General features: G+C 73.8%; 27 protein-coding genes. 8 read left to right on the forward strand and 19 right to left on the reverse strand.

What is annotated here, in order from left to right; all coding sequences use genetic code 11:
* Positions 1–102: 102 nt before the first annotated feature.
* Genes ACIRVF_RS27005 through hisI form a run of 4 tightly spaced genes read right to left on the reverse strand, consistent with a single transcriptional unit; the run spans position 103 to position 3,134 of the window.
* Positions 103–693, reverse strand: coding sequence for a TIGR02234 family membrane protein (locus ACIRVF_RS27005; RefSeq protein WP_402822885.1), 591 nt, complete (start codon positions 691–693; stop codon positions 103–105).
* Positions 694–719: 26 nt separating this feature from the next.
* A complete protein-coding gene (locus tag ACIRVF_RS27010) occupies positions 720–1,181 on the reverse strand; it encodes a Uma2 family endonuclease (RefSeq protein ID WP_402822888.1) in 462 nt (153 codons plus the stop codon).
* 20 nt (positions 1,182–1,201) lie between these two features.
* Complete coding sequence (locus ACIRVF_RS27015) at positions 1,202–2,722, reverse strand: anthranilate synthase component I (protein ID WP_402822890.1); 1,521 nt, start codon at positions 2,720–2,722, stop codon at positions 1,202–1,204.
* Positions 2,723–2,762: 40 nt separating this feature from the next.
* Positions 2,763–3,134, reverse strand: coding sequence for a phosphoribosyl-AMP cyclohydrolase (hisI, locus tag ACIRVF_RS27020; RefSeq protein ID WP_402822893.1), 372 nt, complete (start codon positions 3,132–3,134; stop codon positions 2,763–2,765).
* Between the two features lie 93 nt (positions 3,135–3,227).
* Here hisI and ACIRVF_RS27025 point away from each other — a divergent pair, with 93 nt between their 5' ends.
* Both ACIRVF_RS27025 and ACIRVF_RS27030 read left to right on the forward strand, forming a co-directional pair.
* Entirely contained in the window at positions 3,228–3,800 is a 573-nt protein-coding gene (locus ACIRVF_RS27025; RefSeq protein WP_402822896.1) for a hypothetical protein, read from the forward strand.
* A gap of 9 nt (positions 3,801–3,809) precedes the next feature.
* Complete coding sequence (locus ACIRVF_RS27030; RefSeq protein WP_402822899.1) at positions 3,810–4,448, forward strand: TIGR03085 family metal-binding protein; 639 nt, start codon at positions 3,810–3,812, stop codon at positions 4,446–4,448.
* Between the two features lie 59 nt (positions 4,449–4,507).
* Here ACIRVF_RS27030 and aspS read toward each other — a convergent pair whose 3' ends face one another.
* Complete coding sequence (gene aspS / locus ACIRVF_RS27035; protein WP_402822902.1) at positions 4,508–5,818, reverse strand: aspartate--tRNA(Asn) ligase; 1,311 nt, start codon at positions 5,816–5,818, stop codon at positions 4,508–4,510.
* A 448-nt stretch (positions 5,819–6,266) separates the two neighbouring features.
* On the opposite strand from aspS, the gene ACIRVF_RS27040 reads away from it, so the two are divergent.
* A complete protein-coding gene (locus ACIRVF_RS27040) occupies positions 6,267–7,046 on the forward strand; it encodes a VOC family protein (RefSeq protein ID WP_402822905.1) in 780 nt (259 codons plus the stop codon).
* Positions 7,047–7,143: 97 nt separating this feature from the next.
* On the opposite strand, the gene hisF is transcribed toward ACIRVF_RS27040, so the two are convergent.
* From hisF to hisD, 8 genes are read right to left on the reverse strand one after another with little or no spacing between them, the layout of a single operon-like run.
* Positions 7,144–7,914, reverse strand: coding sequence for an imidazole glycerol phosphate synthase subunit HisF (gene hisF / locus ACIRVF_RS27045; protein WP_402822908.1), 771 nt, complete (start codon positions 7,912–7,914; stop codon positions 7,144–7,146).
* Positions 7,911–8,351: a RidA family protein gene (locus tag ACIRVF_RS27050; protein WP_402822911.1), complete on the reverse strand. Its 441-nt coding sequence runs from the start codon at positions 8,349–8,351 to the stop codon at positions 7,911–7,913. Before ACIRVF_RS27050 ends, hisF begins: the two co-directional genes overlap by 4 nt.
* Positions 8,348–9,082, reverse strand: a complete 735-nt coding sequence (gene priA / locus ACIRVF_RS27055) for a bifunctional 1-(5-phosphoribosyl)-5-((5-phosphoribosylamino)methylideneamino)imidazole-4-carboxamide isomerase/phosphoribosylanthranilate isomerase PriA (protein ID WP_402822914.1) — start codon at positions 9,080–9,082, stop codon at positions 8,348–8,350. The genes ACIRVF_RS27050 and priA overlap by 4 nt, the downstream gene beginning before the upstream one ends.
* A 20-nt stretch (positions 9,083–9,102) precedes the next feature.
* The gene (gene hisH, locus ACIRVF_RS27060) at positions 9,103–9,738 is read right to left on the reverse strand and encodes an imidazole glycerol phosphate synthase subunit HisH (protein ID WP_402822917.1); all 636 of its coding nucleotides are present in this window, start codon (positions 9,736–9,738) and stop codon (positions 9,103–9,105) included.
* A 36-nt stretch (positions 9,739–9,774) separates the two neighbouring features.
* Entirely contained in the window at positions 9,775–9,927 is a 153-nt protein-coding gene (locus ACIRVF_RS27065; RefSeq protein WP_380417226.1) for a hypothetical protein, read from the reverse strand.
* On the reverse strand, positions 9,924–10,517 hold the full coding sequence (hisB, locus tag ACIRVF_RS27070; protein ID WP_396538710.1) for an imidazoleglycerol-phosphate dehydratase HisB: 594 nt from the start codon (positions 10,515–10,517) through the stop codon (positions 9,924–9,926). Before hisB ends, ACIRVF_RS27065 begins: the two co-directional genes overlap by 4 nt.
* 6 nt (positions 10,518–10,523) lie before the next feature.
* The gene (locus ACIRVF_RS27075; protein ID WP_402822921.1) at positions 10,524–11,708 is read right to left on the reverse strand and encodes a histidinol-phosphate transaminase; all 1,185 of its coding nucleotides are present in this window, start codon (positions 11,706–11,708) and stop codon (positions 10,524–10,526) included.
* On the reverse strand, positions 11,705–13,012 hold the full coding sequence (gene hisD / locus ACIRVF_RS27080) for a histidinol dehydrogenase (RefSeq protein WP_402822924.1): 1,308 nt from the start codon (positions 13,010–13,012) through the stop codon (positions 11,705–11,707). Before hisD ends, ACIRVF_RS27075 begins: the two co-directional genes overlap by 4 nt.
* Positions 13,013–13,102: 90 nt before the next feature.
* On the opposite strand from hisD, the gene ACIRVF_RS27085 reads away from it, so the two are divergent.
* From ACIRVF_RS27085 to ybaK, 4 genes are all read left to right on the forward strand, one after another.
* Positions 13,103–14,680 (forward strand): oxidoreductase, encoded by a 1,578-nt coding sequence (locus tag ACIRVF_RS27085; RefSeq protein ID WP_402822927.1) that lies wholly within the window; start codon positions 13,103–13,105, stop codon positions 14,678–14,680.
* Positions 14,681–15,082: 402 nt separating this feature from the next.
* On the forward strand, positions 15,083–15,919 hold the full coding sequence (locus ACIRVF_RS27090; protein ID WP_402822930.1) for a hypothetical protein: 837 nt from the start codon (positions 15,083–15,085) through the stop codon (positions 15,917–15,919).
* Between the two features lie 77 nt (positions 15,920–15,996).
* Complete coding sequence (locus tag ACIRVF_RS27095) at positions 15,997–16,725, forward strand: LON peptidase substrate-binding domain-containing protein (protein ID WP_402822933.1); 729 nt, start codon at positions 15,997–15,999, stop codon at positions 16,723–16,725.
* A gap of 26 nt (positions 16,726–16,751) precedes the next feature.
* On the forward strand, positions 16,752–17,246 hold the full coding sequence (gene ybaK, locus ACIRVF_RS27100) for a Cys-tRNA(Pro) deacylase (protein WP_402822936.1): 495 nt from the start codon (positions 16,752–16,754) through the stop codon (positions 17,244–17,246).
* Between the two features lie 86 nt (positions 17,247–17,332).
* Here the strand turns inward: ybaK and ACIRVF_RS27105 are convergent, their stop codons facing one another.
* The 6 genes from ACIRVF_RS27105 to ACIRVF_RS27130 all read right to left on the reverse strand — a co-directional run bounded on the left by ACIRVF_RS27105 (position 17,333) and on the right by ACIRVF_RS27130 (position 23,674).
* Positions 17,333–18,118, reverse strand: coding sequence for a hypothetical protein (locus ACIRVF_RS27105; RefSeq protein ID WP_402822938.1), 786 nt, complete (start codon positions 18,116–18,118; stop codon positions 17,333–17,335).
* A 65-nt stretch (positions 18,119–18,183) separates the two neighbouring features.
* Positions 18,184–18,993 carry an ABC transporter permease gene (locus ACIRVF_RS27110; protein ID WP_402822941.1) on the reverse strand — a complete coding sequence of 270 codons (810 nt, stop codon included), beginning with the start codon at positions 18,991–18,993 and terminating at the stop codon, positions 18,184–18,186.
* On the reverse strand, positions 18,990–19,988 hold the full coding sequence (locus ACIRVF_RS27115) for an ABC transporter ATP-binding protein (protein WP_380417094.1): 999 nt from the start codon (positions 19,986–19,988) through the stop codon (positions 18,990–18,992). The genes ACIRVF_RS27110 and ACIRVF_RS27115 overlap by 4 nt, the downstream gene beginning before the upstream one ends.
* A 90-nt stretch (positions 19,989–20,078) precedes the next feature.
* On the reverse strand, positions 20,079–21,368 hold the full coding sequence (locus ACIRVF_RS27120) for an NYN domain-containing protein (protein ID WP_402822944.1): 1,290 nt from the start codon (positions 21,366–21,368) through the stop codon (positions 20,079–20,081).
* 266 nt (positions 21,369–21,634) lie between these two features.
* A complete protein-coding gene (locus ACIRVF_RS27125; RefSeq protein ID WP_402822947.1) occupies positions 21,635–22,663 on the reverse strand; it encodes an aspartate-semialdehyde dehydrogenase in 1,029 nt (342 codons plus the stop codon).
* Between the two features lie 123 nt (positions 22,664–22,786).
* On the reverse strand, positions 22,787–23,674 hold the full coding sequence (locus tag ACIRVF_RS27130; RefSeq protein WP_402822950.1) for a dihydrodipicolinate synthase family protein: 888 nt from the start codon (positions 23,672–23,674) through the stop codon (positions 22,787–22,789).
* Positions 23,675–23,745: 71 nt separating this feature from the next.
* Between ACIRVF_RS27130 and ACIRVF_RS27135 the strand changes: the two genes are divergently transcribed.
* Positions 23,746–24,633 (forward strand): LysR family transcriptional regulator, encoded by an 888-nt coding sequence (locus ACIRVF_RS27135; protein ID WP_402822952.1) that lies wholly within the window; start codon positions 23,746–23,748, stop codon positions 24,631–24,633.
* Positions 24,634–24,686 lie beyond the last annotated feature (53 nt).

The following is a 24,686-nucleotide window of genomic DNA, read 5'->3' on the forward strand; positions in this document are numbered from 1 at the left end:
CGCCGGCGGGTTGACGGGGTCCATTGTGCCGGGCCACACACAGGGGCCCCAAAGCGGGTGGCGGGTCTATCGCGTCACACCCGCCGGTCGTGCGGTCGGGCCTCAGACGGCGGTCGGGTCCTCGCCGCGGTCCAGGGCCTTCCACAGGTCGCCGGGGGTGTCGGCCTTCGCCGGGGCCTTGCGGGTCGGCGCCTCGTAGCGGCTGCCCATGGCCGGCCAGCCGCGGCCGTGGCGCAGGGTGATCAGCCCGGCCACGGCCAGCACCAGGCCGCCGGCCAGGGCGACCCAGGGCCAGGCGGTGTGCGACACCTCGGTGGCGGTCGAGCCGGCCAGCGCCAGCTTGCCGGAGGCGGCGGAGTCCAGCGCCGCGGTGTCCGAGGCCCCGGCCACCGAGGCGGCGGCCGCGCCCAGCCCGGCCAGCAGGGTCAGCGCGCCGACGGCGAGCCGCCCGGCGCCGCGCACCGCGAACACCGCGACGGCCGCGGCCAGGCCCACCAGGGCCAGCCCGCCGGGCAGTTCGGAGATCTTGCCGCCGGTGACGGACACGTCCAGGGTGCCGGCCCGGCCCTCGGCCCAGACCCGCCCGGCCGCGGTCAGCACCAGCACGGCGCTCAGCACGGTCAGCAGCAGCATCACGCCGAGGGTGCGGCGGCCGGAAGTCGTGGGCACGGGGGTCTGGTCTGCAGCGGTCACCCGTCCACTATCCCCCGGGTCACGCGCTACGCCGTACCCGGGGTGGGGAACTCGTCCGTCCGCAGCACCACCGTGCGCCCGCCCAGCGACAGGAACAGATCGTTGCCGAAGGGCACCCGCTCGGCCTCCCGGTACACCCCGCCGGGCGCCGGCGCGGTGTGCACGGTGCAGGCCGCGGCCGCCGGGTCGACCACCACGTACAGCGGGACCCCGCTCTCCGCGCAGGCCCGCACCCAGGCGTGGTCCCGGCCCGGGTGCGACACCTCCAGCACCGCCGCCACGGCGGAGGCGGCGTACCGGCCCCGGGCACCGCGCACCGCCCCGGGGGCGAGCACCGCGAGGTCCGGGGCCAGCGGGCCGGGCGCCTCCGGGAAGTCGAGCACCACCCCGGACAGCACCCGGCCCTCGCCGACCAGTTGCTCCCCGAGCTGCACCGCGGCGCCGAACACGACCTCCCAGCGCAGCTCGTCGTACGGCACCTCGGCCATCCCGGCCGCCTCCTCACGCCTCAGGACAGTTCCGGCCTCCGCAGCGTATTGGCGGTGGCGACGGCCCGCAGCACGGCAGCCGCCTTGTTGCGGCACTCGGTGTCCTCGCCGTGGGGGTCGGAGTCGGCGACCACGCCCGCGCCCGCCTGCACGTACGCCCTGCCGTCGCGCAGCACCGCGGTGCGGATCGCGATGGCGGTGTCCGAGTCCCCGGCGAAGTCCAGGTAGCCCACGCAGCCGCCGTACAGGCCGCGCCGGGTCGGCTCCAGCTCCTCGATGATCCGCATCGCCCGGGGCTTGGGCGCGCCGGAGAGGGTTCCGGCCGGGAAGCAGGCGGTGAGCACGTCGAAGGCGCTGCGGCCCGGGGCGACCCTGCCGGTCACCGTCGAGACGATGTGCATCACGTGGCTGTAGCGCTCGATCTGCATGAAGTCGACCACCTCGACGCTGCCCGGCGCGCAGACCCGCCCCAGGTCGTTGCGGCCGAGGTCGACCAGCATCAGGTGCTCGGCCCGCTCCTTGGGGTCGGCGAGCAGCTCGGCGGCCAGCGCGGCGTCCTCGTGCGGGGTGGCGCCGCGATGCCTGGTCCCGGCGATCGGGTGCAGCATCGCCTCGCCGCCGGCGACCTTGACCAGCGCCTCCGGGCTGGAGCCGACCACGTCGAAGCCGCCCTCGGCGCCGCCGTCCGGCCCGGGGAAGCGGAACAGGTACATGTACGGGCTGGGGTTGGTGGTGCGCAGGACGCGGTAGACGTCCAGCGCGGAGGCCGGGCAGGGCGCCTCGAAGCGCTGCGAGGGCACCACCTGGAAGGCCTCGCCGGCCCGGATCCGCTCCTTGACCTCCTCGACGGCGGCCCGGTACGGCGCCCCGCCGAACGGCGAGTGCACCTCGCCGGGGCCGGCCGGGGTGAAGGTCGCCAGGCCCGGGTCGACCGGCTTCAGCAGGCCGGCCTCCATCGCGTCCAGGCGGGCCACCGCGTCCGCGTAGGCCTCGTCCACGCCGCTGGCCAGGTCGTTGTGGTTGACCGCGTTGGCGATCAGCAGCACCGTGCCGTCCAGGTGGTCGAGCACCGCGAGGTCGGTGGCGAGCAGCATGGTCAGCTCGGGCAGCCGGAGGTCGTCCGGGTTGAGGTCGGGCAGCTTCTCCAGGCGGCGGACGATGTCGTACCCGAGGTAGCCGACCAGGCCGCCGGTCAGCGGCGGCAGGCCGTCGTCGGCGCGGCGCGGGGTGTGCAGCGCCGCCAGGGCGGCGCGCAGCACCTCCAGCGGGTCGCCCCCGGTCGGGATGCCCACCGGCGGGGTGCCGAGCCAGCGGGCGTCGCCGTCCGGGCCGGTCGTCAGCACGGCGGCGCTGCGCACGCCGACGAAGGAGTAGCGCGACCAGACGCCCTGCTCGGCGGATTCCAGCAGGAAGGTGCCGGGCCGCTCCTCGGCGAGGCTGCGGTAGAGGCCGATCGGGGTGAGGCCGTCCGCGAGGAGCCTGCGGGTGACGGGGATGACCCGGGTGTCGACGGCGAGCTTGCGGAAGGCTTCGAGGTCCATGCGGGGCGGCACCTTCTGGAGTTCGGGCGGGTTCTTTGGGTCAGCCGAGCGGGAGCACGTCGGCGTCGAAGCAGGTGCGGTCGCCGGTGTGGCAGGCCGCGCCGGTCTGGTCGACCTTGACCAGCAGGGTGTCGCCGTCGCAGTCGAGGGCCACCGACTTGACCGCCTGGACGTGGCCGGAGGTGTCCCCCTTCACCCAGTACTCGCGGCGGCTGCGGCTCCAGTAGGTGCAGCGGCCGGTGGTCAGCGTGCGGTGCAGCGCCTCGTCGTCCATCCAGCCCAGCATCAGCACCTCACCGGTGTCGTACTGCTGCGCGACGGCCGGGACGAGGCCGTCCTCGGTGCGCCTGAGGCGGGCGGCGATCGCCGGGTCGAGGGCGGTGGTGCCGGGAGCTGCGGGTGTGGTGGACATGGGGCCATTGTGTCAGTCCGCGACGGCAGCCCGATCGGGGTCAGTTCCGCCAACCGCCTGCCACCCCGGGTCCGCCTGGGCCATCCTCAGCCCATGACCTCCGAGCAGCAGCCGCCCGAAGCCGCCGCCTCCCGTCCGACCCGGGGCCTGGTGATCACCGTCGCCGCCGTCCTGGCCGTGCTGCTCGCGGTGGTGGCCACCGTGCTGCTCTGGCCCGAGGACGACCCGAGGCCCGCGGCCACCCCGCCGCCGCCCTCCCTCACGGCCTCCCCGACCCCGACTCCCACGCCCACCCCCACCAGGCCTCAACCCCCGTACGCGTTCTTCCCGGTGGGCACCTGCTTCGACCATCCCCAGCTCAGCCCGGCGATCACCAAGGCCGAGGAACGCCCCTGCGCCACGCCCCACGACGGCGAGGTCATCGCCGACCTCAAGCTCCCCGACGGGCTCAACGGCGAGATCCCCATCGCCCTCGCCATGCGCGACGGCTGCAAGGACGCCGAAACCACGGCCAAGGCCCACCAGCCGGACGGAAAGTCCTACTACCCCCGGCAGTTCGGTCCCGCCATGGCCAACTACCAACAGGGCTGGCGCGACTACACCTGCACCCTCACCGCGAGCAACAAGCAGGGCGGCCCCAAACTCACCGGCCAGCTGCGGCCCTAGGCTGACGTCATGTCGAACCACGCCCTCGCCGAACGCCACCGCCTCGCCGAACTCCTCACCGCCGCCGGGCCGGACGCGCCCACCCTGTGTGCCGGGTGGACCACCCGGGACCTCGCCGCCCACCTGGTGATCCGCGAGCGCCGCCCCGACGCGGCGCCCGGGATCCGGGTCGGCGCCCTGGCCGGCTGGACCCGGCGCGTGCAGGACGGCTACGCCGCGCGTCCGTACGAGGAACTGGTCCGGCTCTTCCGCGCCGGCCCGCCGGTCCACTCCCTCTTCGCCCTCCCCGGAGCCGACGAAGCGGCCAACACCGTCGAGTACTTCGTCCACGCCGAGGACGTCGCCCGGGCCGGCGACGACTGGACCGCCCGGCCCGTCCCGCCCGGCCGCTCCGAGGCCCTCTGGCGCCGCCTTCCCCTCCTCGCCCGCTTCGAGGCCGGCCGCCACTCCCCCGTCCGCCTCACCCTCGCCCGCCCCGACGGGCAGTCCGTCACCGTCGGGCCCGCCGGCGCCCGCACCGTCCGCCTCACCGGCGAACCGGCCGAACTCGTCCTCTTCACCTACGGCCGCGGCGCCCGCACCACCCTCACCGTCGACGGATCTCCGGACGCCGTCGAAGCGCTCCGCCACGTCCTGCCCCTGCCGTGAGGTCCCGGCGCAGGAAGTCGGCCGGCCGACTTCCTGCGCCGGGCACGACCACGACCCGCCTACGGCGTGAGCCGGTTGGGGCCGCGGAAGAGGAAGGTGGCCTCCCGGATCGAGCCCAGGCCGAGCAGGACCATCAGCACCCTGGCGAGACCCATGCCGAGGCCCCCGTGCGGCGGACAGCCGTGGCGGAAGGCGTTGAGGTAGTCCTGCATGGGCTCCGGGCGCAGGCCCTTCTCGGCGGCCTGCGCCAGCAGGACGTCGTAGCGGTGTTCGCGCTGGGCACCGGTGGTGACCTCCAGGCCGTTCCAGAGCAGGTCGAAGCTCAGGGTCAGGCCCGGGTCGTCGGCGGCGCGCATGTGGTAGAAGGGCCGGAGGCCGACCGGGTAGTGGGTGATGAACACGAACTCGTGCCCGGTGGCCTCCCTCATGTGGGCCGACACGGAGCGCTCGCCCTCCGGGTCCAGGTCCTCCTTCGTCCCCGACGGGTCCCAGCCCGCGCTGCGCAGGATCTCCTGGGCCTCCGCCATGGTGATGCGGGGGAAGGGCGTCGTGGGGACGGTGATCCGGACGCCGAAGTGCTCGGCGACGGCCTCGCCGTGCAGGTCCGCGACCTTGGCGATCGCGTGAGCGAGCATCCGCTCCTCGAAGGCCATCACGTCCTCGACGCCGTCGATCCAGGCCAGTTCGACGTCGACGCCGGTGAACTCGGTGGCGTGGCGCGAGGTGAACGAGGGCTCGGCGCGGAAGACCGGCCCGATCTCGAAGACCTTCTCGATGCCGGCCGCGACGGCCATCTGCTTGAAGAACTGGGGCGACTGCGCGAGGTAGGCGCTGCGGCCGAAGTAGCCGAGCTCGAAGACCTCCGCGCCGGACTCCGAGGCGGTGCCCATGAGCTTGGGGGTGTGCATCTCGGTGGCGCCCTGCGCGTAGGCGTACTCGCGCATGCCCTGCTCCAGGGTGGTCTGCACGGCGAAGAGCAACCGGGCGGCCGGGCGGCGGCGCACGTCCAGGTAGCGCCAGTCGAGGCGCTGCTCCGGGCCGGTGCGGTCGTCGATCGGCAGCGGGGTGGCGGCCGGGTTGAGGACCTCGACCGTCTCGGGCACCAGCTCCAGGCCGCCGAGCCTGACCTGGGCCGCGTCCACGACGCGGCCGGTGATCCTGACGGCGGACTCGGGGGTGAGGGCTTCGATCAGGGCCTCCAGCGGCCCGCCGTCCCGCCTGTTGGTCACCTGCACGAGGCCGGTGCCGTCCCGCACGACGACGAACTGCATCGCGCGCTGCAGGCGGAGGGTGTGCACCCAGCCGCGGACGGATACGGTACGGCCGATGTGTTCTCGCAGGTCGGAGACGGGTACGTGGCTGTGGATCATCGCGGTCCTCCGAAGGACGTCGTCATGATCCCTTGGGAGTGCGGGCGAGAAGGGCAACTCGCGGTACCACCGCACTTTCGCCGTCACGCCGCGGTGACGGCCTCGTTCGGGCCCGGTGACGGGGGCCGGCCGGCGGGGCATTGGACCCCACCGGGTGGGGCCGTTCCTCCCCGCGCTCAGGAGGGTCTTCACCTCGGGGCGCGGACCGCCTTCCCAGCTTCCGGCGGCTCTCTCTGCTCGCGTGATCCCTGGCTACTCGTCTCCGTCGACGCGTTGCCCAGCACGATACGGAGCCGTGGGAGCGGAGGCAATCGATATACGGCGCGGTCCGGGCCCTCCAGAAATGCGGATGCCAGTGGCCGGGTGCAGACTCGCAGATGGCCGGGCAGCGGCGCGTGAGCGCCCGACGGACCGTCCCGGTCACTCTCCGTCGAAGGAGCACCACCTCATGCTCACCACCGACTTCCCCGTCGGCTCGCCCTGCTGGATCGACCTGGGCAGCCCGGACATCCGCGCGACCGCCGCCTTCTACGGCGCGGTCTTCGGCTGGACCTTCCAGGAGGTCCCCGAGGCGGGCGGCTACGGCTTCCTGCAGCTGAACGGCGAGCGGGTCGCCGCGCTCGGCAACCTCGACGCCGGATCGCGGCCCGCCTGGACCACGTACTTCCTCACCGCCGACGTGGACGCCACCGTCAAGGCCGCCGAGCATTCCGGCGCCACGGTCCGCGTCCCGCCGATGGACGTCATGGAGGAAGGCCGGTTCGCGGCGCTCACCGACCCGCAGGGCGCCGAGTTCGCGCTATGGCAGGCGGGGAACACCCGGGGGCTGGACGCCGTCTCCGAGCCCGACACCCTGGTCTGGACCGAGCTCCACACCTCGGACCCGGACGGCGCCTTCGCCTTCTACAAGGGCCTGTTCAACTGGCGGGTCGAGGTCTTCGAGCCGTCCCCGGGCATGAACTACCGGGTCGTCTCCACCGCCGACGGCGACCAGCAGCAGACCAGCTTCGGCGGCATCGCCCCGGTGATGGCCGAGGGCCAGCCCTCCGCCTGGACGCCGTACTTCGCGGCCGCCGACGTGGACGCGCTGGTCGACAAGGCGACGGCGACCGGCGGTTCGGTGCTGATGCCGGCCGAGGACGTGGAGAACGTCGGCCGGATCGCCTGGCTGGCGGACCCGAACGGCGCCCCGTTCGCGCTGATCAAGGGTGAGCCGCAGGAGTCCTGAACCACGGCAAAAGGGCCCGCCGCGGAAGCGGCGGGCCCTCGACGCGGGAACCGACTCACCGGAACCGAGTTACCGGAACCAACTCACCGGAACCGACTCACCGGACCGGGTGACCGGCCTCCCGCAGCGCGTTCTTGACCTCGCCGATCCGCAGGTCCCCGAAGTGGAAGACACTGGCCGCCAGCACCGCGTCCGCGCCCGCCTCGACGGCCGGGGCGAAGTCGCCGAGCTTGCCCGCCCCGCCGGAGGCGATCACCGGCACCGAGACCGCCTTGCGGACGGCCCGGATCATCTCCAGGTCGTAGCCGTCCTTGGTGCCGTCCGCGTCCATCGAGTTGAGCAGGATCTCGCCCGCCCCCAACTCGGCCGCGCGGCCCGCCCATTCGACGGCGTCCAGGCCGGTGCCCCGGCGCCCGCCGTGGGTGGTGACCTCGTAGCCCGAGGCGGTCTCCGTGCCCTCGGGGCAGCGCCGGGCGTCGACCGACAGCACCAGCACCTGCCGCCCGAACCGCTGGGCGATCTCGCGGATCAGCTCGGGCCGGGCGATGGCCGCGGTGTTGACGCCGACCTTGTCCGCGCCGGCCCGCAGCAGCTTGTTCACGTCCTCGGCGGCCCGGATGCCGCCGCCGACGGTGAGCGGGATGAACACCTGCTCGGCGGTGCGGCGGACCACGTCGTAGGTGGTCTCGCGGTCGCCGGAGGAGGCGGTGATGTCGAGGAAGGTCAGCTCGTCGGCGCCCTCGGCGTCGTAGAGCTTGGCCATCTCGACCGGATCGCCGGCGTCGCGCAGGTTCTGGAAGTTGACGCCCTTGACCACCCGCCCCGCGTCGACGTCCAGGCAGGGGATGACACGTACTGCAAGGGTCACGGCTGATTGCCTTCCGGGGCTTCCAGGGTCTTTGCCAGCCCGGTGCGGTACGCGTCGATCTCGACCTCGACCATCATCCGGGAGTCGATCAGCCCGTCGACCACCACCATGGTGGCCACCGGGCGTGCGGCGACGAAGAGTTCGCGGTGGGCGCGGCCCACCTCCTCGGCGTCGCGGACGTGGGTGATGTACATCCGGGTGCGGACCACGTCGTCCGCGGTCAGACCGTACGCGGCCAGGGCCCGGAGCCCGACGCCGAAGGCGGCGAGGGTCTGCCGGTACGGGTCGCCCTCGTGCTCGATCCGGCCGTCCACCCAGGCGGTGGAGCCGGCCACGTGCACGTGGTCGCCCGCGGCGACCGCCCGGGAGTAGCCGAACTCCTCCTCCCAGGGGGAGAAACCGGCGATCCGGCCGCGTACGATCCGACCATCTGTCATCCGGAAACCGCCTCCAGGGCCTCTTCGAGGGTGAACTTCTGCTCGTACAGTGCCTTGCCCACAATGGCGCCCTCGACACCCTCGCCGGCCAGAGTGGCGATGGCGCGCAGGTCGTCCAGCGAGGAGACGCCGCCGGAGGCGACCACCGGGCGGTCGGTGGCGCCGCAGACGTCGCGCAGCAGCTGCAGGTTGGGGCCGGTCAGGGTGCCGTCGCGGTTGACGTCGGTGACGACGTAGCGGGCGCAGCCCTCCTGGTTCAGCCGTTCCAGCACGTCGAAGAGCTGCCCGCCGTCACGGGTCCAGCCGCGGCCGCGCAGGGTGGTGCCGACCACGTCCAGGCCGACGGCGATCTTGTCGCCGTGCTCGGCGATGGCCTTGGCGACCCACTCGGGGGCCTCCAGGGCGGCGGTGCCGAGGTTGACCCGGGTGCAGCCGGTGGCGAGCGCGCGGGCGAGCGACTCGTCGTCGCGGATGCCGCCGGAGAGCTCGACCTTGATGTCCAGCTGCCCGGTGACCTCGCGCAGCAGCTCGTAGTTGCTGCCGGTGCCGAAGGCGGCGTCCAGGTCGACCAGGTGCAGCCACTCGGCGCCGGCGTTCTGCCAGGCGAGGGCGGCGGCCAGCGGCTCGCCGAAGGAGGTCTCGGTGCCGGAGGCGCCCTTGACCAGGCGGACGGCCTGGCCGTCCCGGACGTCGACGGCGGGCAGCAGTTCCAGGCGGCTGTTCAGGCTCATCAGTTGCAACTCTCAGACGGTCAGAGGGTGTTGACCCAGTTGGTCAGCAGGGCGGCGCCGGCGTCGCCGGACTTCTCGGGGTGGAACTGGGTGGCCCACAGCGGGCCGTTCTCGACGGCGGCGACGAACGGCTGCCCGTGGGTGGCCCAGGTGACCAGCGGCGGGTTGATCCGGGCGCTGTGGGTCTCCAGCTCCCAGTGCCGCACTCCGTAGGAGTGCACGAAGTAGAAGCGGGTCTCCGGGTCCAGTCCGGCGAACATCCGGCTGCCCTCGGGCACGTCCACCGTGTTCCAGCCCATGTGCGGGACGACCGGGGCGTCCAGCGGCTCGACGGTGCCGGGCCACTCGTCGCAGCCGGGGGTCTCGACGCCGTGCTCGACGCCCTTCTCGAAGAGGATCTGCATGCCGACGCAGATGCCCATGACCGGGCGGCCCCCGGACAGCCGGCGGCCGATGATCCAGTCGCCGCGGACCGACTTCAGCCCGCGCATGCAGGCCTCGAAGGCGCCCACGCCGGGGACGAGCAGGCCGTCCGCGGCCATCGCGGTGTCGTAGTCGGAGCTGACCGTGACGTTCGCCCCGGTCCGCTCCAGGGCGCGCTGCGCGGAGCGGAGGTTGCCGGAGCCGTAGTCGAGGACGACGACGTTCTTGCCCATGTTCAGGTGTCCAGTCTCTCTACAGGGCCGGGCGGTCTACAGGCGCATGAGGCCGGAGGCCAGGCACATCACGGACCCGATGGCCAGCACCAGGATGACGCCCTTCGGCAGCTTCTGCTTCCAGAAGGAGATCACTCCGCCGGCCAGGAAGAGGCCGACGAAGAGGAGGATCATCGTGGACTTGCTCACAGCGCACCCTTGGTCGAGGGGAGGATTCCGGCCGCACGCGGGTCGCGTTCGGCGGCGTAGCGCAGCGCCCGGGCCAGCGCCTTGAACTGGCACTCCACGATGTGGTGCGCGTTGCGCCCGTACGGGACGTGCACGTGCAGGGCGACCTGGGCCTGGGCCACGAAGGACTCCAGGATGTGCCGGGTCATCGTGGTGTCGTAGCTGCCGATCATCGGCGCCATGCCCTCGGGCTCGGTGTGCACCAGGTAGGGCCGGCCGGAGAGGTCCACGGTGACCTGGGCGAGCGACTCGTCCAGCGGCACGGTGCAGTTGCCGAAGCGGTAGATGCCCACCTTGTCGCCGAGCGCCTGCTTGAAGGCGGCGCCGAGCGCGAGGGCGGTGTCCTCGATCGTGTGGTGGGTGTCGATGTGCAGGTCGCCGTCGGTCTTGACGGTGAGGTCGAACAGACCGTGGCGGCCGAGCTGGTCGAGCATGTGGTCGTAGAACCCGACGCCGGTGGAGATGTCGGTCTTGCCGGTGCCGTCGAGGTCTATCTCGACCAGGACGGAGGTTTCCTTGGTGGTGCGCTCGACGCGTCCGATGCGGGACATACGGGGTTACAGCTCCTGACTGGCAGCGCGCGCGGAGCGAGCTCGATCAAGGGTGGGGGTGGGCCTGGGCCCCTCCTGGCCGATGGCGGGCAAGGAGGGAGGGAGGGCGGTTCGGACGGCGTCCAGGAAGGCGTCGTTCTCGGCGGGCGTGCCGGCGGTGACGCGCAGCCACCCTGGGACGCCGTTGTCCCGGACCAGGACACCCTGGTCGAGGATGGCCTGCCAGGCGGCGTGGGCGTCGGCGAAGCGGCCGAACTGGACGAAGTTGGCGTCCGAGTCGGTCACCTCCAGGCCCATCGCGCGCAGCGCGTCCACCAGCCGGTCGCGCTCCTGCTTGAGCCGGCCGACGTACCCGAGCAGGGTGTCGGTGTGCTCCAGGCAGGCCAGCGCGGTGGCCTGGGTGACGGCCGACAGGTGGTACGGCAGGCGCACCAGCTGGACGGCGTCCACCACGGCCGCGTCGGCGGCCAGGTAGCCCAGGCGCAGCCCGGCGGCGCCGAAGGCCTTGGACATGGTGCGGCTGACCACCAGGTTGGGGCGGCCCTCGATCAGCGGCAGCAGCGAGGCGCGGTGCGAGAACTCGACGTAGGCCTCGTCCACCACCACCAGGCTGGGGCGGGCGGCCTGCGCGGCCTCGTACAGCCGCAGCACGGTGTCGGCGGACACCGCCGTGCCGGTCGGGTTGTTGGGCGAGCAGACGAACACCACGTTGGGCCGGTGCTCGGCGATGGCGGCGAGCGCGGCGTCCACGTCGATGGTGAAGTCGTCGTTGCGCGGACCGGAGATCCAGGCGGTGCCGGTGCCGCGGGAGATCAGCGCGTGCATCGAGTACGAGGGCTCGAAGCCGAGGGCGGTGCGGCCGGGGCCGCCGAAGGTCTGCAGCAGCTGCTGGAGGACTTCGTTGGAGCCGTTGGCGGCCCACACCTGCTCGCGCGCGACCGGGTGGCCGGTGGTGCGGGTGAGGTAGGCGGCCAGGCCCTCGCGCAGCTCGACCGCGTCCCGGTCGGGGTAGCGGTTCAGCCCGCGGGCGGCCACGGCGACCCGCTCGGCGATCCGGGCGACCAGTTCCTCGGGCAGCGGGTACGGGTTCTCGTTGGTGTTCAGCTGGACCGGGACGTCCAACTGCGGTGCGCCGTACGGGGACTGGCCGCGCAGCTCGTCCCGGATCGGCAGGTCGTCGATAGCGGTCACGAGCCGGGAACCGTCCAATCGAAGCGAGCCTTGACGGCGTCACCGTGACCGGGGAGGTCCTCGGCGTCGGCCAGGGTGACGACGTGCGGGGCGACCTCCGCCAGCGCCTCCCGGTCGTACTCGACGACCTGGACGCCGCGCAGGAAGGTCTGCACCGACAGTCCGGAGGAGTGGCAGGCGCAGCCGCCGGTCGGCAGCACGTGGTTGGAGCCGGCCGCGTAGTCGCCCAGCGAGACCGGGGTCCAGCGGCCGATGAAGATCGCGCCGGCGTTGACGACGCGGGCCGCCACGGCGTGCGGGTCGCGGGTCTGGATCTCCAGGTGCTCGGCCGCGTAGGCGTTGACCACGGCGAGGCCCTGGGTCAGGTCGTCGACCAGGATGATGCCGGACTGCGGGCCGCCCAGCGCCTCGGCCACCCGCTCGCTGTGCTTGGTCCTCGCGACCTGCACGGCCAGCTCGGCCTCGACCGCGTCGGCCAGCTCCGGGGAGTCGGTGACCAGCACCGAACCGGAGGTCGGGCCGTGCTCGGCCTGGCTGATCAGGTCGGCGGCGACGTCGCTCGCCAGCGCGCTGTCGTCGGCGAGGACGGCGATCTCGGTCGGGCCGGCCTCGGAGTCGATGCCGATCCGCCCGGCGAAGTAGCGCTTGGCGGCGGCCACGTAGATGTTGCCCGGGCCGGTGACCATGTTCACCGGCGCGCACTCCTCGGTACCGAGGGCGAACATCGCCACCGCCTGGGCGCCGCCGACGGAGTAGACCTCGTCCACGCCGAGCAGGGCGCAGGCCGCCAGGATCGTCGGGTGGACGCGCCCCCCGAACTCCTTCTGCGGCGGCGACGTGACCGCGATGCCCTTGACGCCCGCCTCCTGGGCCGGCACCACGTTCATCACCACGGAGGACGGGTAGACCGCCAGGCCGCCCGGCACGTACAGGCCGACCCGCTCGACCGGCACCCAGCGCTGGGTGACCGTGCCCCCCGGCACCACCTGGGTGGTGTGCCCGGTGCGGCGCTGGTCGGCGTGCACGGCCCGGGCCCGGCGGATCGACTCCTCCAGCGCGGCCCGCACCCGCGGGTCCAGCGTCTCCAGGGCGGCGGTCAGCTGCTCGGCCGGGACGCGGGTGGACTCCAGCCGGACGCCGTCGAAGCGCTCGGTGATCTCGATCAGCGCCGCGACCCCGCGATGGCGTACGTCCTCGGCGATCGGCCGCACCTTCTCCAGGGCGGCCGCCACGTCGAACTCGGCACGGGGCAGCAGGTCACGCGGGTCGTCCAGCGAGCCGCGGAGGTCGATTCGAGAGATCACGCCACCCAGTGTAAGGAGTGGCCGGAACAGGTGGTCCCGCATTTCAGTCCGTGATACGAAAGGCGAGACGACCGGGGGGACGGGGAAAACATGGCGGAAAGCGCTCCGGAGAGCTGGACCGACACGGAACGGGCGCTCTGGGCGGCCTTCCGCGAGGGCGAGGTCTTCGACCGTCGCTGTGGCCGGGACGACATCGACGACCCCTTCGGGGACGCCCCCTGGGGGCCCGGCCGGACGGTCAGCGCCGAGGTGCTCGCCCACCTGCTGCTGGCCGGCCCGCAGCCCACCGCCGGGCGTGTCGCCTCGCTGCGGATGAGCGGGGTGAACGTCACCGGCTCGCTCAACCTGGCCGGCGGCCACATCGAGCGGTACGTCGAACTGCGCGGCTGCCGCTTCGAGCACAAGATCCTCGTCTCGGAGGCCTCCGCCACCACCGTGCGCATGGTCGACTGCCTGATCCCCCGGATCGAGGCCTCCCGGCTCTCCACCACCGGCGACCTCCATCTGGCCCGCTGCCGGATCCCCGAGGGCATCCGGCTCACCGACGCCAAGATCGGCACCGACCTGCTGCTCAACCTCGCCCACATCGGCGCCGACCGCTACGGCCGGGCGGTGTCCGCCGACGGGATGACCGTCCACCAGGACTTCGAGGCCGAACGCGTCGAGGTGCACGGCGAGTTGAGCGTCCGCACCGCCCGAATAGGCGGCCGCTTCTCGCTCCGCGGCGCCCAGTTGCGCGCCGACCCGCAGAACCGGGTCTGCCTCAACGCGGTCCGGATCGTCGTCGGCCACACGCTCTACCTGACCAGCTCCGCCGACGACGGCTGGGCCGGCTCGCGCAGCTACTACGGCTCCGGCTACGGCGAGAACCCCCAGCCCGGCTCCGCCAGCACCCCCTTCCGCGCCTTCGGCCAGGTACGGCTCTCGGACGCCCGCTTCGACGCCGCCTGCCTGATATCCGGAGAATTCCACCTGGAGGGCGACGACGAGCTCTCGCTGCGCCGCATCCACACCCCCGAGCTCCGCTTCACCTGTGGTTTCCGGCCCACCGGCACCGTCTCGCTCTCCCGCGCCCGGGTCGGCAACCTGGTCGACCACCCGGAGTCCTGGCCGCTCGGCAAACACCTGGGCCTGACCGGCTTCGTCTACGAGAACCTCCGCCCGGTCGAACCGTTCACCGTCCAGCAGCGGATCGCCTGGCTGGAGGGCTCCTCGGTGGAGTTCCAGCCGGAGTCCTACGAGCAGCTCGCCGCCGCCCTGCGCCGCGACGGCGCCGACGACGACGCCCGCGAGGTGCTCTACGCCAAGCAGCGCCGCCGCCGCGAGACCCTGCCGCTGCCTGCCCGGATCTGGGGCCTGGTCCAGGACGTCACCGTCGGTTATGGCTACCGCCCCGGCCGGGCCGGCCTGTGGCTGCTGCTGGCCTGGGCACTCGGCAGCATCTGGTTCGACACCCACCGCCCGGACCCGCTCAAGCCCGACGAGAAACCGCACTGGAACGCGGTGCTCTACACCCTCGACCGGCTGCTGCCGATCGTCGACCTCAACCAGGGCGCCTGGAACCCCGGCGGGACCGGCCAGTGGATCTCCGCCGGCCTGGTCGTGGTCGGCTGGCTCCTCGCCTCCACCGTCGTCACCGGCGCCACCCGCCTCCTCCAGCGCGGCTGAGGCCGTCCGACCACGGCTACCTGCGCCCCCTGGCGCTGAGCCTGCGGCCCCCCAAGTCCCCCCTGGCTCGGGGTGGGCTCCCATGTCCGGGGACACGGGAGCCCACCCCAACCACGCGTCACTTTGCCCTCATCGCCCCGTCGCCGCTTCGGTCTTGCCGAAGCGGCGACGACTTCTGCGTGGGAAGTCGGCCAGACCGACTTCCCAGCCAGTACGGCGCCGCCGGCTGAGCAACGGGCCCGAGGGCGGGTCGTGGCAGCAACCACGGCCCCGCTCTCGGCCTTTCGCAAAGCTTCACACTCAGCGTGATGACTGTGCTACGTTGCGCATCGTCAACAGGACATAGAAGACCCCGGCGGTGGTGGAACACCCCGGGGTCCGGCACCAGGACTGACACTCCCAATGCAGATTCATCGTAGCGCCCACGCGCGCTGTTTCACCGTACTTCCGAACGGTCTCCTCCAGGACCGTCACCTCAGCTACACCGCCCGCGGCCTCCTCGCCGATCTCCTCTCCCGCCCCGACGGCTGGCGCGAGGACGGGCGGCACATGGCCGACAGCAGCCCGCAGGGGCGAGGCGCCGTCCGCCGGGCGCCCAAGGAGCTGAAGGACGCCGGGTACTACCGCGTCGACACGTACCGGCTGCCGAACGGCACCGTGCGATCCGAGGCCCACGTCTTCGACACGCCCCAGTCGGCACCGGCTGTCCCCCACCCGGCCGCCGGTGAAGCGGGCGTCGGCCGCGCTGTCACCCCTTCCGTAAAGGACCCGGAAGAAGTACCCACCCTCCCGGCCCAGTTGACGCAGCCGGACGAGCAGACCTGCGCGGCGGTGGCAGCGCTCTTCCGCGCGATCCGGCCGGAGCCGCGGTTGCGCCTCGGCGAGGCCGAGGCGCGGCAACTGGCGCCCCTCGTCGCCCAGTGGCTGGAGCGGGGCGGTTCCGCGGCCGAGTTGGCCCAAGCTCTGCTCCCCGCCCTGCCCACGCCCGTGCACTCCCCGGTGGCTCTTCTGCGCGACCGCCTCCAACGCAAGATGCCACCCGTCCGAGCGCCGAAGCCCTCACCCGCAGAGTGCTCCAGGTGCCACGACCCCGTGCCCCGGCCCGGCATCTGCCGCCCCTGCGCAGGCCTCGGTGGCACCCGAGCCCTCGCGACCGGCATCGGCGCCGCCGCCACCTCCGACGGCGTCGCCCGTGCCCGCGCGGCCCTGCGCGGACACGGTCTGGCCGCCACCGCATGAACACGGTGCGTGGCCGCGGGGCGGTGCCGCGGTAACAGCGCGACAAGGTCGGGCCCCGAAGAACTACGCTGTCGGCCGTGACAGAACGGCTGCCGCTCTTCCCGCTGAACACCGTGCTCTACCCGGGCCTCGTGCTGCCCCTGAACGTCTTCGAGGAGCGCTACCGCCGTCTCGTCGCCGACCTGCTCGAACAGCCCGAGGACGAGCCGCGCCGGTTCGGCGTGCTCGCCATCAAGGACGGCCGCGAGGTCGCCCCGGTACGGCCCGAGGACGGCCCGGCCGGGCCGCTCGACGGCCTCGGCACCGTCACCGGGGACCCGCTGGAGGCGATGTACCACGTCGGCTGCGTCGCCGACGTCTCCTCCGCCCAGCCCCAGCCCGACGGCCGCTACGAGCTGCTGGTCACCGGCACCACCCGGTTCTGGCTGCGCTCGGTGGACGTCACCGGGCCGTACCTGACCGGTGAGACCGAGCCGATCGAGGAACGCCCCGGCGAGGGCTCCGGCGCCCTCGCCTCCGAGGTGGAACGGGCCTTCCGGGTCTACCAGAAGCGGCTGGCCGGTGCCCGCGAGGCCACCACCCACGGCCGCCAGCAGCTGCCGGACGACCCCCAGGTGCTCTCCTACCTGGTCGCCGCCGCCTCGGTGTTCGAGACCCCGGTCAAGCAGCAGCTGCTCGCCTGCCCCGACACCGCCCAGCGGCTGCGCACCGAACTCGACCTGCTGCGCCGCGAGAGCGCCGTCCTCAGCTGGCTGCCCTCGCTGCCCGCGGTCGACCTCACCCGCCAGTCCTTCAGCCCCAACTGAAGCCCGACCGACCCAGGACCCCCCGCATGGCCAAGAAGCCGAAGAAAGGCGGCCAGGGCACCCCGGCCACCGTCGCCCTGGAGACCGCCGCCGTCCCCTTCACCGTCCACGCCTACGAGCACGACCCGGCCGCCGCCTCGTACGGCGGCGAGGCCGCCGAGGCCCTCGGGGTGGCCGCCGACCGCGTCTTCAAGACCCTGGTCGCCGACGTGGACGGCACCCTGACCGTCGGCGTGGTGCCGGTCGCCGGCCAGCTCGACCTGAAGGCGCTGGCGGCCGCCGTCGGCGGCAAGCGGGCCGCCATGGCCGACCCGGCCGCCGCCGAGCGCAGCAGCGGCTACGTCCGCGGCGGCATCTCCCCGCTCGGCCAGCGGCGCCCGCTACGCACCGTGGTGGACGCCAGCGCCCTCACCCACCCGACCGTCTACGTCTCGGCGGGCCGCCGCGGCCTGGAGGTGGAGCTGACCCCGGCCGACCTGATCGCCCTCACCCGGGCCCACACCGCCCCCATCGCCCGCTGAGGCACCAAGGGCTCCGGAAAGAAAGCGAAGGAGGCGGAGGGCCCCGGCCTGTACCCGACCGCCGACCCTCCGCCCCACCGTCGCACTCAGCCCTGCCGCGGCTCCTCCGAGCCCGGCCGCACGTCCACCGGAGCCGCGCCCGTACCCGGAGCCGCATCCGCACCCGGAGCAGGAGCCCCCTCCACCGGAGGCCCGTACGTGCCCGCCGGCACCCCCCAGTACGGCGGCGGGTCCTCCTCCCGCTTCCCGAACGCCGCCGACAGCGCGAGCAGCACCACCATCGCCGCCATCGGCCACACCAGCAGCGCCCCCAGCGCCCCCAGGTCGATGGACGCGTCGAAGTGCCCGCCGTTGCCGACCCGCCGGGCCTCCCCGATCAGGTTGTCGCTGGGCCCGAGCCAGCGCCCGAGCTTCCAGGCACCGATCGAGCCGAGCAGTCCGCCGATCGCCAGCCCCAGCGCGACCGAGATCCCGCCGCCGCGCTTGCGGGTCAGCAGGAAGGCGCCGAGCGCCGTGAGGATGCCCGCGCCCAGCCCGATCAGCACGAACACGGCGTCGGCGCCGGCCCGCTGTTCGCCCTCGGGGTCGACGTAGAGGATCCGGTCCCCGTCCACGACCAGCGGCACCTTGGGCGCGAGCCAGGCCCACAGCCCGGCCATCAGCAGTCCGACCAGCAGACAGGCGAGCACGACCCCGGAGCCGATCCGCAGCTCGGCCGGCAGCGGGTGCTCCGCGGCGGGCGGGGCGTCCGGCAGGCCGGCGGGCGGTTCCCCGTCGGAGACCGGCGGCGGTGCGAACGGGTCGGGTGCGGCGCCCGGCTCGGTCGCCGCGTCGGCGCGGGCGGGTTCCGGAGGTGTGTTCGGTACGGTCACGGGCCCCATCGTTTCACGACGGCCGTCCGGACGGCCCACCCACCCGAACGGCCGCCGGCGCTCCCCTACCGCGCGACCGCCCGCCGGTACGCCCAGGTGGCCAGGGTCAGCGAGACCACGCCGACCGCCGCGCAGACCCCGAGGTCGGCGAGCACCATCCCCCAGGCCGGGTGCGGCGCGAAGGTCCGCGCGAAGGCCTCGACCCCGTACGTCGAGGGCAGCAGGTCGCGCAGCCACAGCACCGGCTGCGGCAGGTGGTCGACGGGCAGGACGCCGAGCAGCAGGGCCGCCGACATGCCGAGCTGCCCGAGCATGGTCGCGATCTCCTGCCGGGGCGCCAGCAGCCCGCAGGCCGCGCCGAGCCCGGACAGCGCGGCCCCGGCCAGCGGCACGACGGCGAGCAGCACCCACAGCTGGCCGAGCGGCAGCCCGAACATCACCGCTCCGATGCCCGCCGTGACGAGCGTCCCGGGCAGGGTGAAGGAGGCGTAGGCGGCGGCCGCGCCGAGCACCACCGAGGCGGCGGGCACCGGCAGCGTCGCGTAGTGGTCGAGGCCCCCGGTGGCCCGCAGCTTCCCGAAGTACTGCGCCAGCAGGTTCAGCGCGACGAACGCCACCACCAGCACGCTGGACCCGGCGACCACGGACCGCGCGGCCGAGGTCTGCCCGGCGTCCACGACTCCCCGCATCATCACCAGGATGCCGACGGACTGGAAGGTCGCCACGAACAGCAGCGGGATGCGCGCCACCTTGGCCCGGGCGAGCTGCGCCCGGTACACGGCGGCGAGCGCGGGCAGCAGCCGCGCCGCGGGCGCGAGCGGCGCCGCCGGGCCGGCGGACCGGCGGGCCTGCGGGGGCACCGAGAGCAGCGTCACTTGGCCAGTCCTCCGTGGCGGCCGCCCAGCTTGAGGTAGGCGTCCTCAAGGCTGGGGGTGGCGAGGGTGAAGTCGTCGAGGGCGGCGAAGGCCGGGCCGGTGGTGACGGCGGCGACCAGTTCGCGGGCCTGCTCCGGGGTGGTGCGGACGGTCCAGCGGCGCCCGGTGCGCTCGGCCCGTTCGGCCAGTTCGGCGACGGCGGGCACGCCGACCGGCGCCTCGTCCCGCCACACCAGGTCCAGCCGGACGTCGCCGTCCACCAGTGCCTTGAGGCCGCCGGGCGTGTCGCAGGCGATGACCCGGCCCTCGTCCACCACGGCGACCCGATCGAGGACGGTCTCGGCCTCGATCACGTTGTGGGTGACCAGCAGCACCGTCGTGCCGTGCTCGGCCCGGCGCCGGTCGACGGCCGACCAGACGGCCCGCCGGGCCACCGGGTCCATGCCGGTGGTGGGCTCGTCCAGGACGAGCAGCGGCCGGTCCCCGACCAGGGTGGCCGCGAAGCAGGCGAGCCGCCGCTGTCCGCCGGACAGCTTGGCGAGCGGCCGGGCGGCGATCGGCTCCAGCCCGAGTTCGGTGAGGACGTCCGCCGCCGCTGCGCGGGCCGCGGAGCGGCCGAGCCCGCGCAGCCGCCCGGTGGTCTCGGCGGCCAGGGCGACGGTCAGCTCGTCCAGCGCGGTGGATTCCTGCCCGAGGTAGCCGAGCAGCCGGGCGGCCCGTTCGGGGTGGCGGACGATGTCGTGCCCGAGCAGTTCGACCGTCCCGGAGTCCGGCCGCAGCAGCCCGGTGAGCTGGCGGACCAGGGTGGACTTCCCTGCGCCGTTCGGCCCGAGCAGCCCGAAGATCTCGCCCTGCCGGACGGTCAGACTGATCCCGTCGTTGGCCCGGATCTCGGTGGCGGCGGCACCGCGACCGCTGCGGTAGGTCCTGACCAGGTCGCGTACGGCGACGCACGGCGGGGTGTCCTGGGGTGCTGGCCCGGCCGTCTCGTTCACGACCGGAGACTTTACGCGCTCACACGGGCGAACCGGACAAGGGGGCCTGGTCGCCGGCCCCCTGACCGGGCGGTGCGACGCCGGCGGCGGTCAGTCGTCCACCACCATCGAGCCGCCCGGCACCCGGAGCGCGAGTTCCTTCCAGAAGCCCGCCCGGATGGCGTAGCGGTCGTGTTCGTCGATCTGGTCGTCCTTGTGTGCGAGCAGCCCGAAGCGGGCCGCGTAGCGCAGCAGTTCGCCGTCGACCCGGTGCGGGATGCGCGGGTAGTCGGGCCAGAGCACGGTGAGCCGTTCGAGGTCCCCGAGCCGGTCGCTCCAGCGCCGGGCGAAGACCTGGCCGACCTCGTGGGCGTCGCCGCCGATGCTGGTGATGTCCTCCTCCCGGTCGGCCCAGCGCTGTTCGGCGGTGGTCAGCTGGGCCAGGGTCGGCAGGCCGTCCCCGGCGGTGACGGAGGGCTCGGGCGCGGGCCGGTCGACCCAGCCCCGGTCGGAGGACCAGCGCAGCACCGGTCCGCCCGCCGCGTGCCCGTTGGCCGCCTGCCCGCCCGCCGGATGACCGTTGGCGTGCCCGGCGCCCGGCAGTCCCGCCCCCGCGGTGATCGGGGTGACGGCCGAGACCCGCCCGGCGAGGTCCTTCGGAGTGGGCACCACCCGCAGCGCCGCGGCCGGCTGCGACCGCCCGTTGGCGGCGGGCTCCTCGGGCACCGCCGCGGCGGCCGGCCGGACGACCGGTGGCACCACGCCGGGCGGGGAGGCGGGCGGGGCGGCGAGGATCTTGGCGATCTCCTGCCGGGCGCCGCCCGTCCCGGGGGCGGGGAACACGGTGGAGTGGTCGCGCAGCGAGAAGGACCCCTCGATCCACTCGCGGTCCAGCACCCGCCGCTCGTCGGCCTCGCCGACCAGGTCCTCGGACTGGTTGAAGTCGCCGTCGGCGGCCTGCAGCGCCCACAGGTGCACGGCCACGCCGTGCTCCTTGGCGGTCATCATCCCGGGCAGCAGGTCGCCGTCGCCGGTGATCAGCACGACGTCGGCGCAGGCCCGGTTGCGGGCGAGTTCGGAGAGCTCGGCGTGCATCGCGGCGTCCACGCCCTTCTGCACCCAGCGCCCCTCGGCCCGGGTGAGGGCGCCCAGCCGTACGGTGACCCGGGGCAGCACACGCAGCCGCCGGTGCTCGGGCATCGGGCGGCGGTCGGGCGCCGCGTCGAACCAGTAGATCCGCAGCAGGGGCAGTCCGGTCTCGGCCTCGGCGCGTTCCCGCAGGGCGCTGATCAACGCGGTGTGGTCGACGGTGACCTTGGAGCGGGAGGGGTCACCGGCGAGCAGGCTGGCGGCGGCGCCCAACAGGTATCCGGCATCCACCAGGACGACACAGCGGTCCATCTGCGCACCTCTTTCCGCTCGCCCTCGAAGGTCGTCTGGGTGGGCGGTCCGCCCGTCGTCCGAACGTGTGGGGTGAGGGGCCCCCGTGACCGCCCGATCGTTGGGTCACCTTTTCCCCACGGTTCGAGCGCCGAACCTCGGGGGATGTCCCGGTCCCGCAACAGCCGCCCCAACGAGTCGCAAAGAAACACGAAGGCGGGCCCCGTTCAACGACGGGGCCCGCCAAACGTCACGCGGGGTTGACCCGGAGGCCGGGTCTTCCCTGGTCAGCCCTTGAGCTCCTCGGCCACCAGCTCGGCGAGCTGGACGGCGTTGAGCGCGGCGCCCTTGCGCAGGTTGTCGTTGGAGACGAACAGCGACAGGCCGTTCTCCACGGTCTCGTCGGCCCGGATGCGGCCGACGTAGCTCGGGTCCTGACCGGCCGCCTGCAGCGGGGTGGGGATCTCGGACAGCTCGACGCCGGGGGCGCCGGTGAGCAGCTCGACGGCCCGCTCGGGGCTGATCGGGCGCTCGAAGCGGGCGTTGATCTGCAGCGAGTGGCCGGAGAAGACCGGCACGCGCACGCAGGTGCCGGCGACCTTGAGCGCGGGGATCCCGAGGATCTTGCGGCTCTCGTGGCGCAGCTTCTGCTCCTCGTCGGTCTCGTTGGAGCCGTCCTCGACGAGGGAGCCGGCCAGCGGCACCACGTTGAAGGCGATCGGCCGCTTGTAGACCCTGGGCTCGGGGAACTCGACCGCGGAGCCGTCGTGGGCGAGCGCGGAGGCGCCGTCCACGACCTTGGCGGCCTGGTCCTGCAGCTCGGCCACCCCGGCCACGCCGCTGCCGGAGACGGCCTGGTAGGTGGAGACGACCAGGGCGGCGAGCCCCGCCTCCTCGTGCAGCGGGCGCAGCACGGGCATGGCGGCCATGGTGGTGCAGTTGGGGTTGGCGATGATGCCCTTGGGGCGGTCGGCGATGGCCTCGGGGTTGACCTCGGAGACGACCAGCGGGACCTCGGGGTCGCGGCGCCAGGCGGAGGAGTTGTCGATGACGACGGCACCGGCCGCGGCGACCTTGGGGGCCAGGGCCTTGGAGGTGGAGCCGCCGGCCGAGAAGATCACGATGTCCAGGCCGGTGTAGTCGGCCGTGGCCGCGTCCTCGACGGTGACCTCGGTGCCCTGCCAGGGCAGCGTGCGCCCGGCCGAACGGGCCGAGGCGAACAGCCGCAGCTGCTCGACCGGGAAGTTGCGCTCAGCCAGGATCTCGCGGACCACGCCGCCGACCTGGCCGGTGGCCCCGACAATGCCGATCTTCATTCCGACTACTCCTCTTGATGGTGCTGTCTACCGCCGCACTCTGCCCATCATGCCTTGTCGTGCGGGTCGGGCGGCCTGCTGTTCCACGCTGTGAGAGGGCCTCCGGACGGGCCCGGGGCGACCCTAGTGGTCCAGACCACTCGCGAGAGTCAGCGCGGCCGCGACCTCCGCCTCCCCGGCCGGCAGCAGCGGCAGCCGCACGTCCGGGGTCGGGATCCGGCCCTGGGCGTGCAGCACGCCCTTGGTCACCGTCGGGTTGGGCGCCGTGAAGGCGGACAGCGCGAGTGCGGTCAGCCGGTGCCCGAGCGCCCGGGCCCGCTCGACGTCGCCGGCCCGCCAGGCCTCGTACAGCTCGACGAACCGGCCGGTCGCCAGGTGCGCGGAGGCCAGGATGCCGCCCGCCGCGCCGAGCGCCAGCATCGGCGCCAGGAAGGCGTCCTCGCCGGTCATCACCGCGAACCCGGCCGGGGTGTCGGCGAGCAGTTCGGCGGCCGTCCGGTCCAGTCCGCCGGTCGCGTACTTGACGCCCACCACGCCCTCGATCGCGGCCAGTTCGCGCAGCGCGGCGGTGGAGAGCTGCTGCCCGGTGCGGTACGGGATGTGGTAGACGACCAGCGGCAGCGGGCTGCTCGCCGCCAGCGCCCGGAAGTGGGCGACCGTCCCGGCCTCCCCGGCCCGGACGAAGGCCGGCGTGGTGACCAGCGCCGCCGCTCCCGGCACCCGGGCGCCGAGCGCGGCCAGCGCCTCGCCGACGGCCCGGGTGTCGCCGCCGGAGGCCCCCACCGTCAGCTGCGCCCCGCGGTCGGCGCAGACGGCCGCGGCGACGTCCACCACCGCGTCCCGTTCCTCGGCGGTCAGTGCGGCGGGCTCGCCCGTGGTGCCGAGCGTGACCAGGCCGGCCGCCCCGGCGTCCAGGACCTCGCGCGCGAGCTTCTCCAGCGCGTCGAGGGCCACGCTGCCGTCGGCGGCGAACGGGGTGATCAGCGGGATGTGGATGCCCTTGAGTTCCATGCGTCGATCCTGCGGCCCGCCGATCACCCAGGTCCAGTTCACGTTTCCGACGCTTCTCGTAAGCTGAACCGATGCTCGACGTCCGACGCCTGCGCCTGCTGCGCGAACTCGCCCACCTCGGCACCATCGCGGCCGTCGCCGAGGCGCTGTCCTTCAGCCCTTCGGCGGTGTCCCAGCAGCTGTCCGTCCTGGAGAAGGAGGCCGGCGTCCCGCTGCTGGAGCGCACCGGGCGGCGGGTCGCCCTCACCCCGGCCGGACGCAACCTGGTCCGCCACGCCGAGTCCGTGCTCGCCCTGCTGGAGCAGGCGGGTGCGGAACTCGCCCACGCCAGGCGGGGATTGGCCGGTCCGCTGCGGATCGGCACCTACCCCTCGGCGGCTCGCGCGATCATCCCGGCGGTGCTCGGCGGGCTGGCCGCCTGGCACCCGGGGCTGGAGCCGATGGTCACCGAGGTCGACCCGGCGGGCGTCGGCGCTGCGCTGCGCGCGGGTGAGCTGGACGTGGCGCTGGTCCACGAGTACGACCTCGTCCCGGCCGACCCGGAACCGGGCCTCGCGGTGACCCGCCCGGTGTTCACCGAGCCGATGTACCTGGCCGCCCGCGCCCCGGGGACGGTCGCCGAGCAGCGCGGCGCGCCGTGGATCATGTCCCCGCCAGGCACCCTTTGCCACACCATGGCCGTCCGGGCCTGCGAGGCCGCCGGCTTCGCCCCCCGGATCCGGCACCAGATCGACGACTTCACCACCGTGCTCGCCCTGGTCGCCGCGGGTCAGGGCGTCGCCCTGGTGCCCCACCTCGGCACCGCCCAGCCCCCGCCGGGCGTCGTCCTCACCCGGCTGCCGATGTACCGGCGCACCCGCGCCGCCTTCCGGGCCGGAGCGGGCTCCCACCCGGCCATCTCCGCCTTCGTCTCGGCCCTGCACACGGCCGTCCCGCCGGGCCTCGGCAGCGGCGCCTGAACACCCGAAGGGGCCCGGGGCGCTGCGCGCACCCCGGGCCCCTTCCGCACCGG

It is taken from the genome of Kitasatospora sp. NPDC101157 (assembly GCF_044768255.1).
In the GTDB taxonomy this organism is placed as follows: Bacteria; Actinomycetota; Actinomycetes; order Streptomycetales; family Streptomycetaceae; genus Kitasatospora.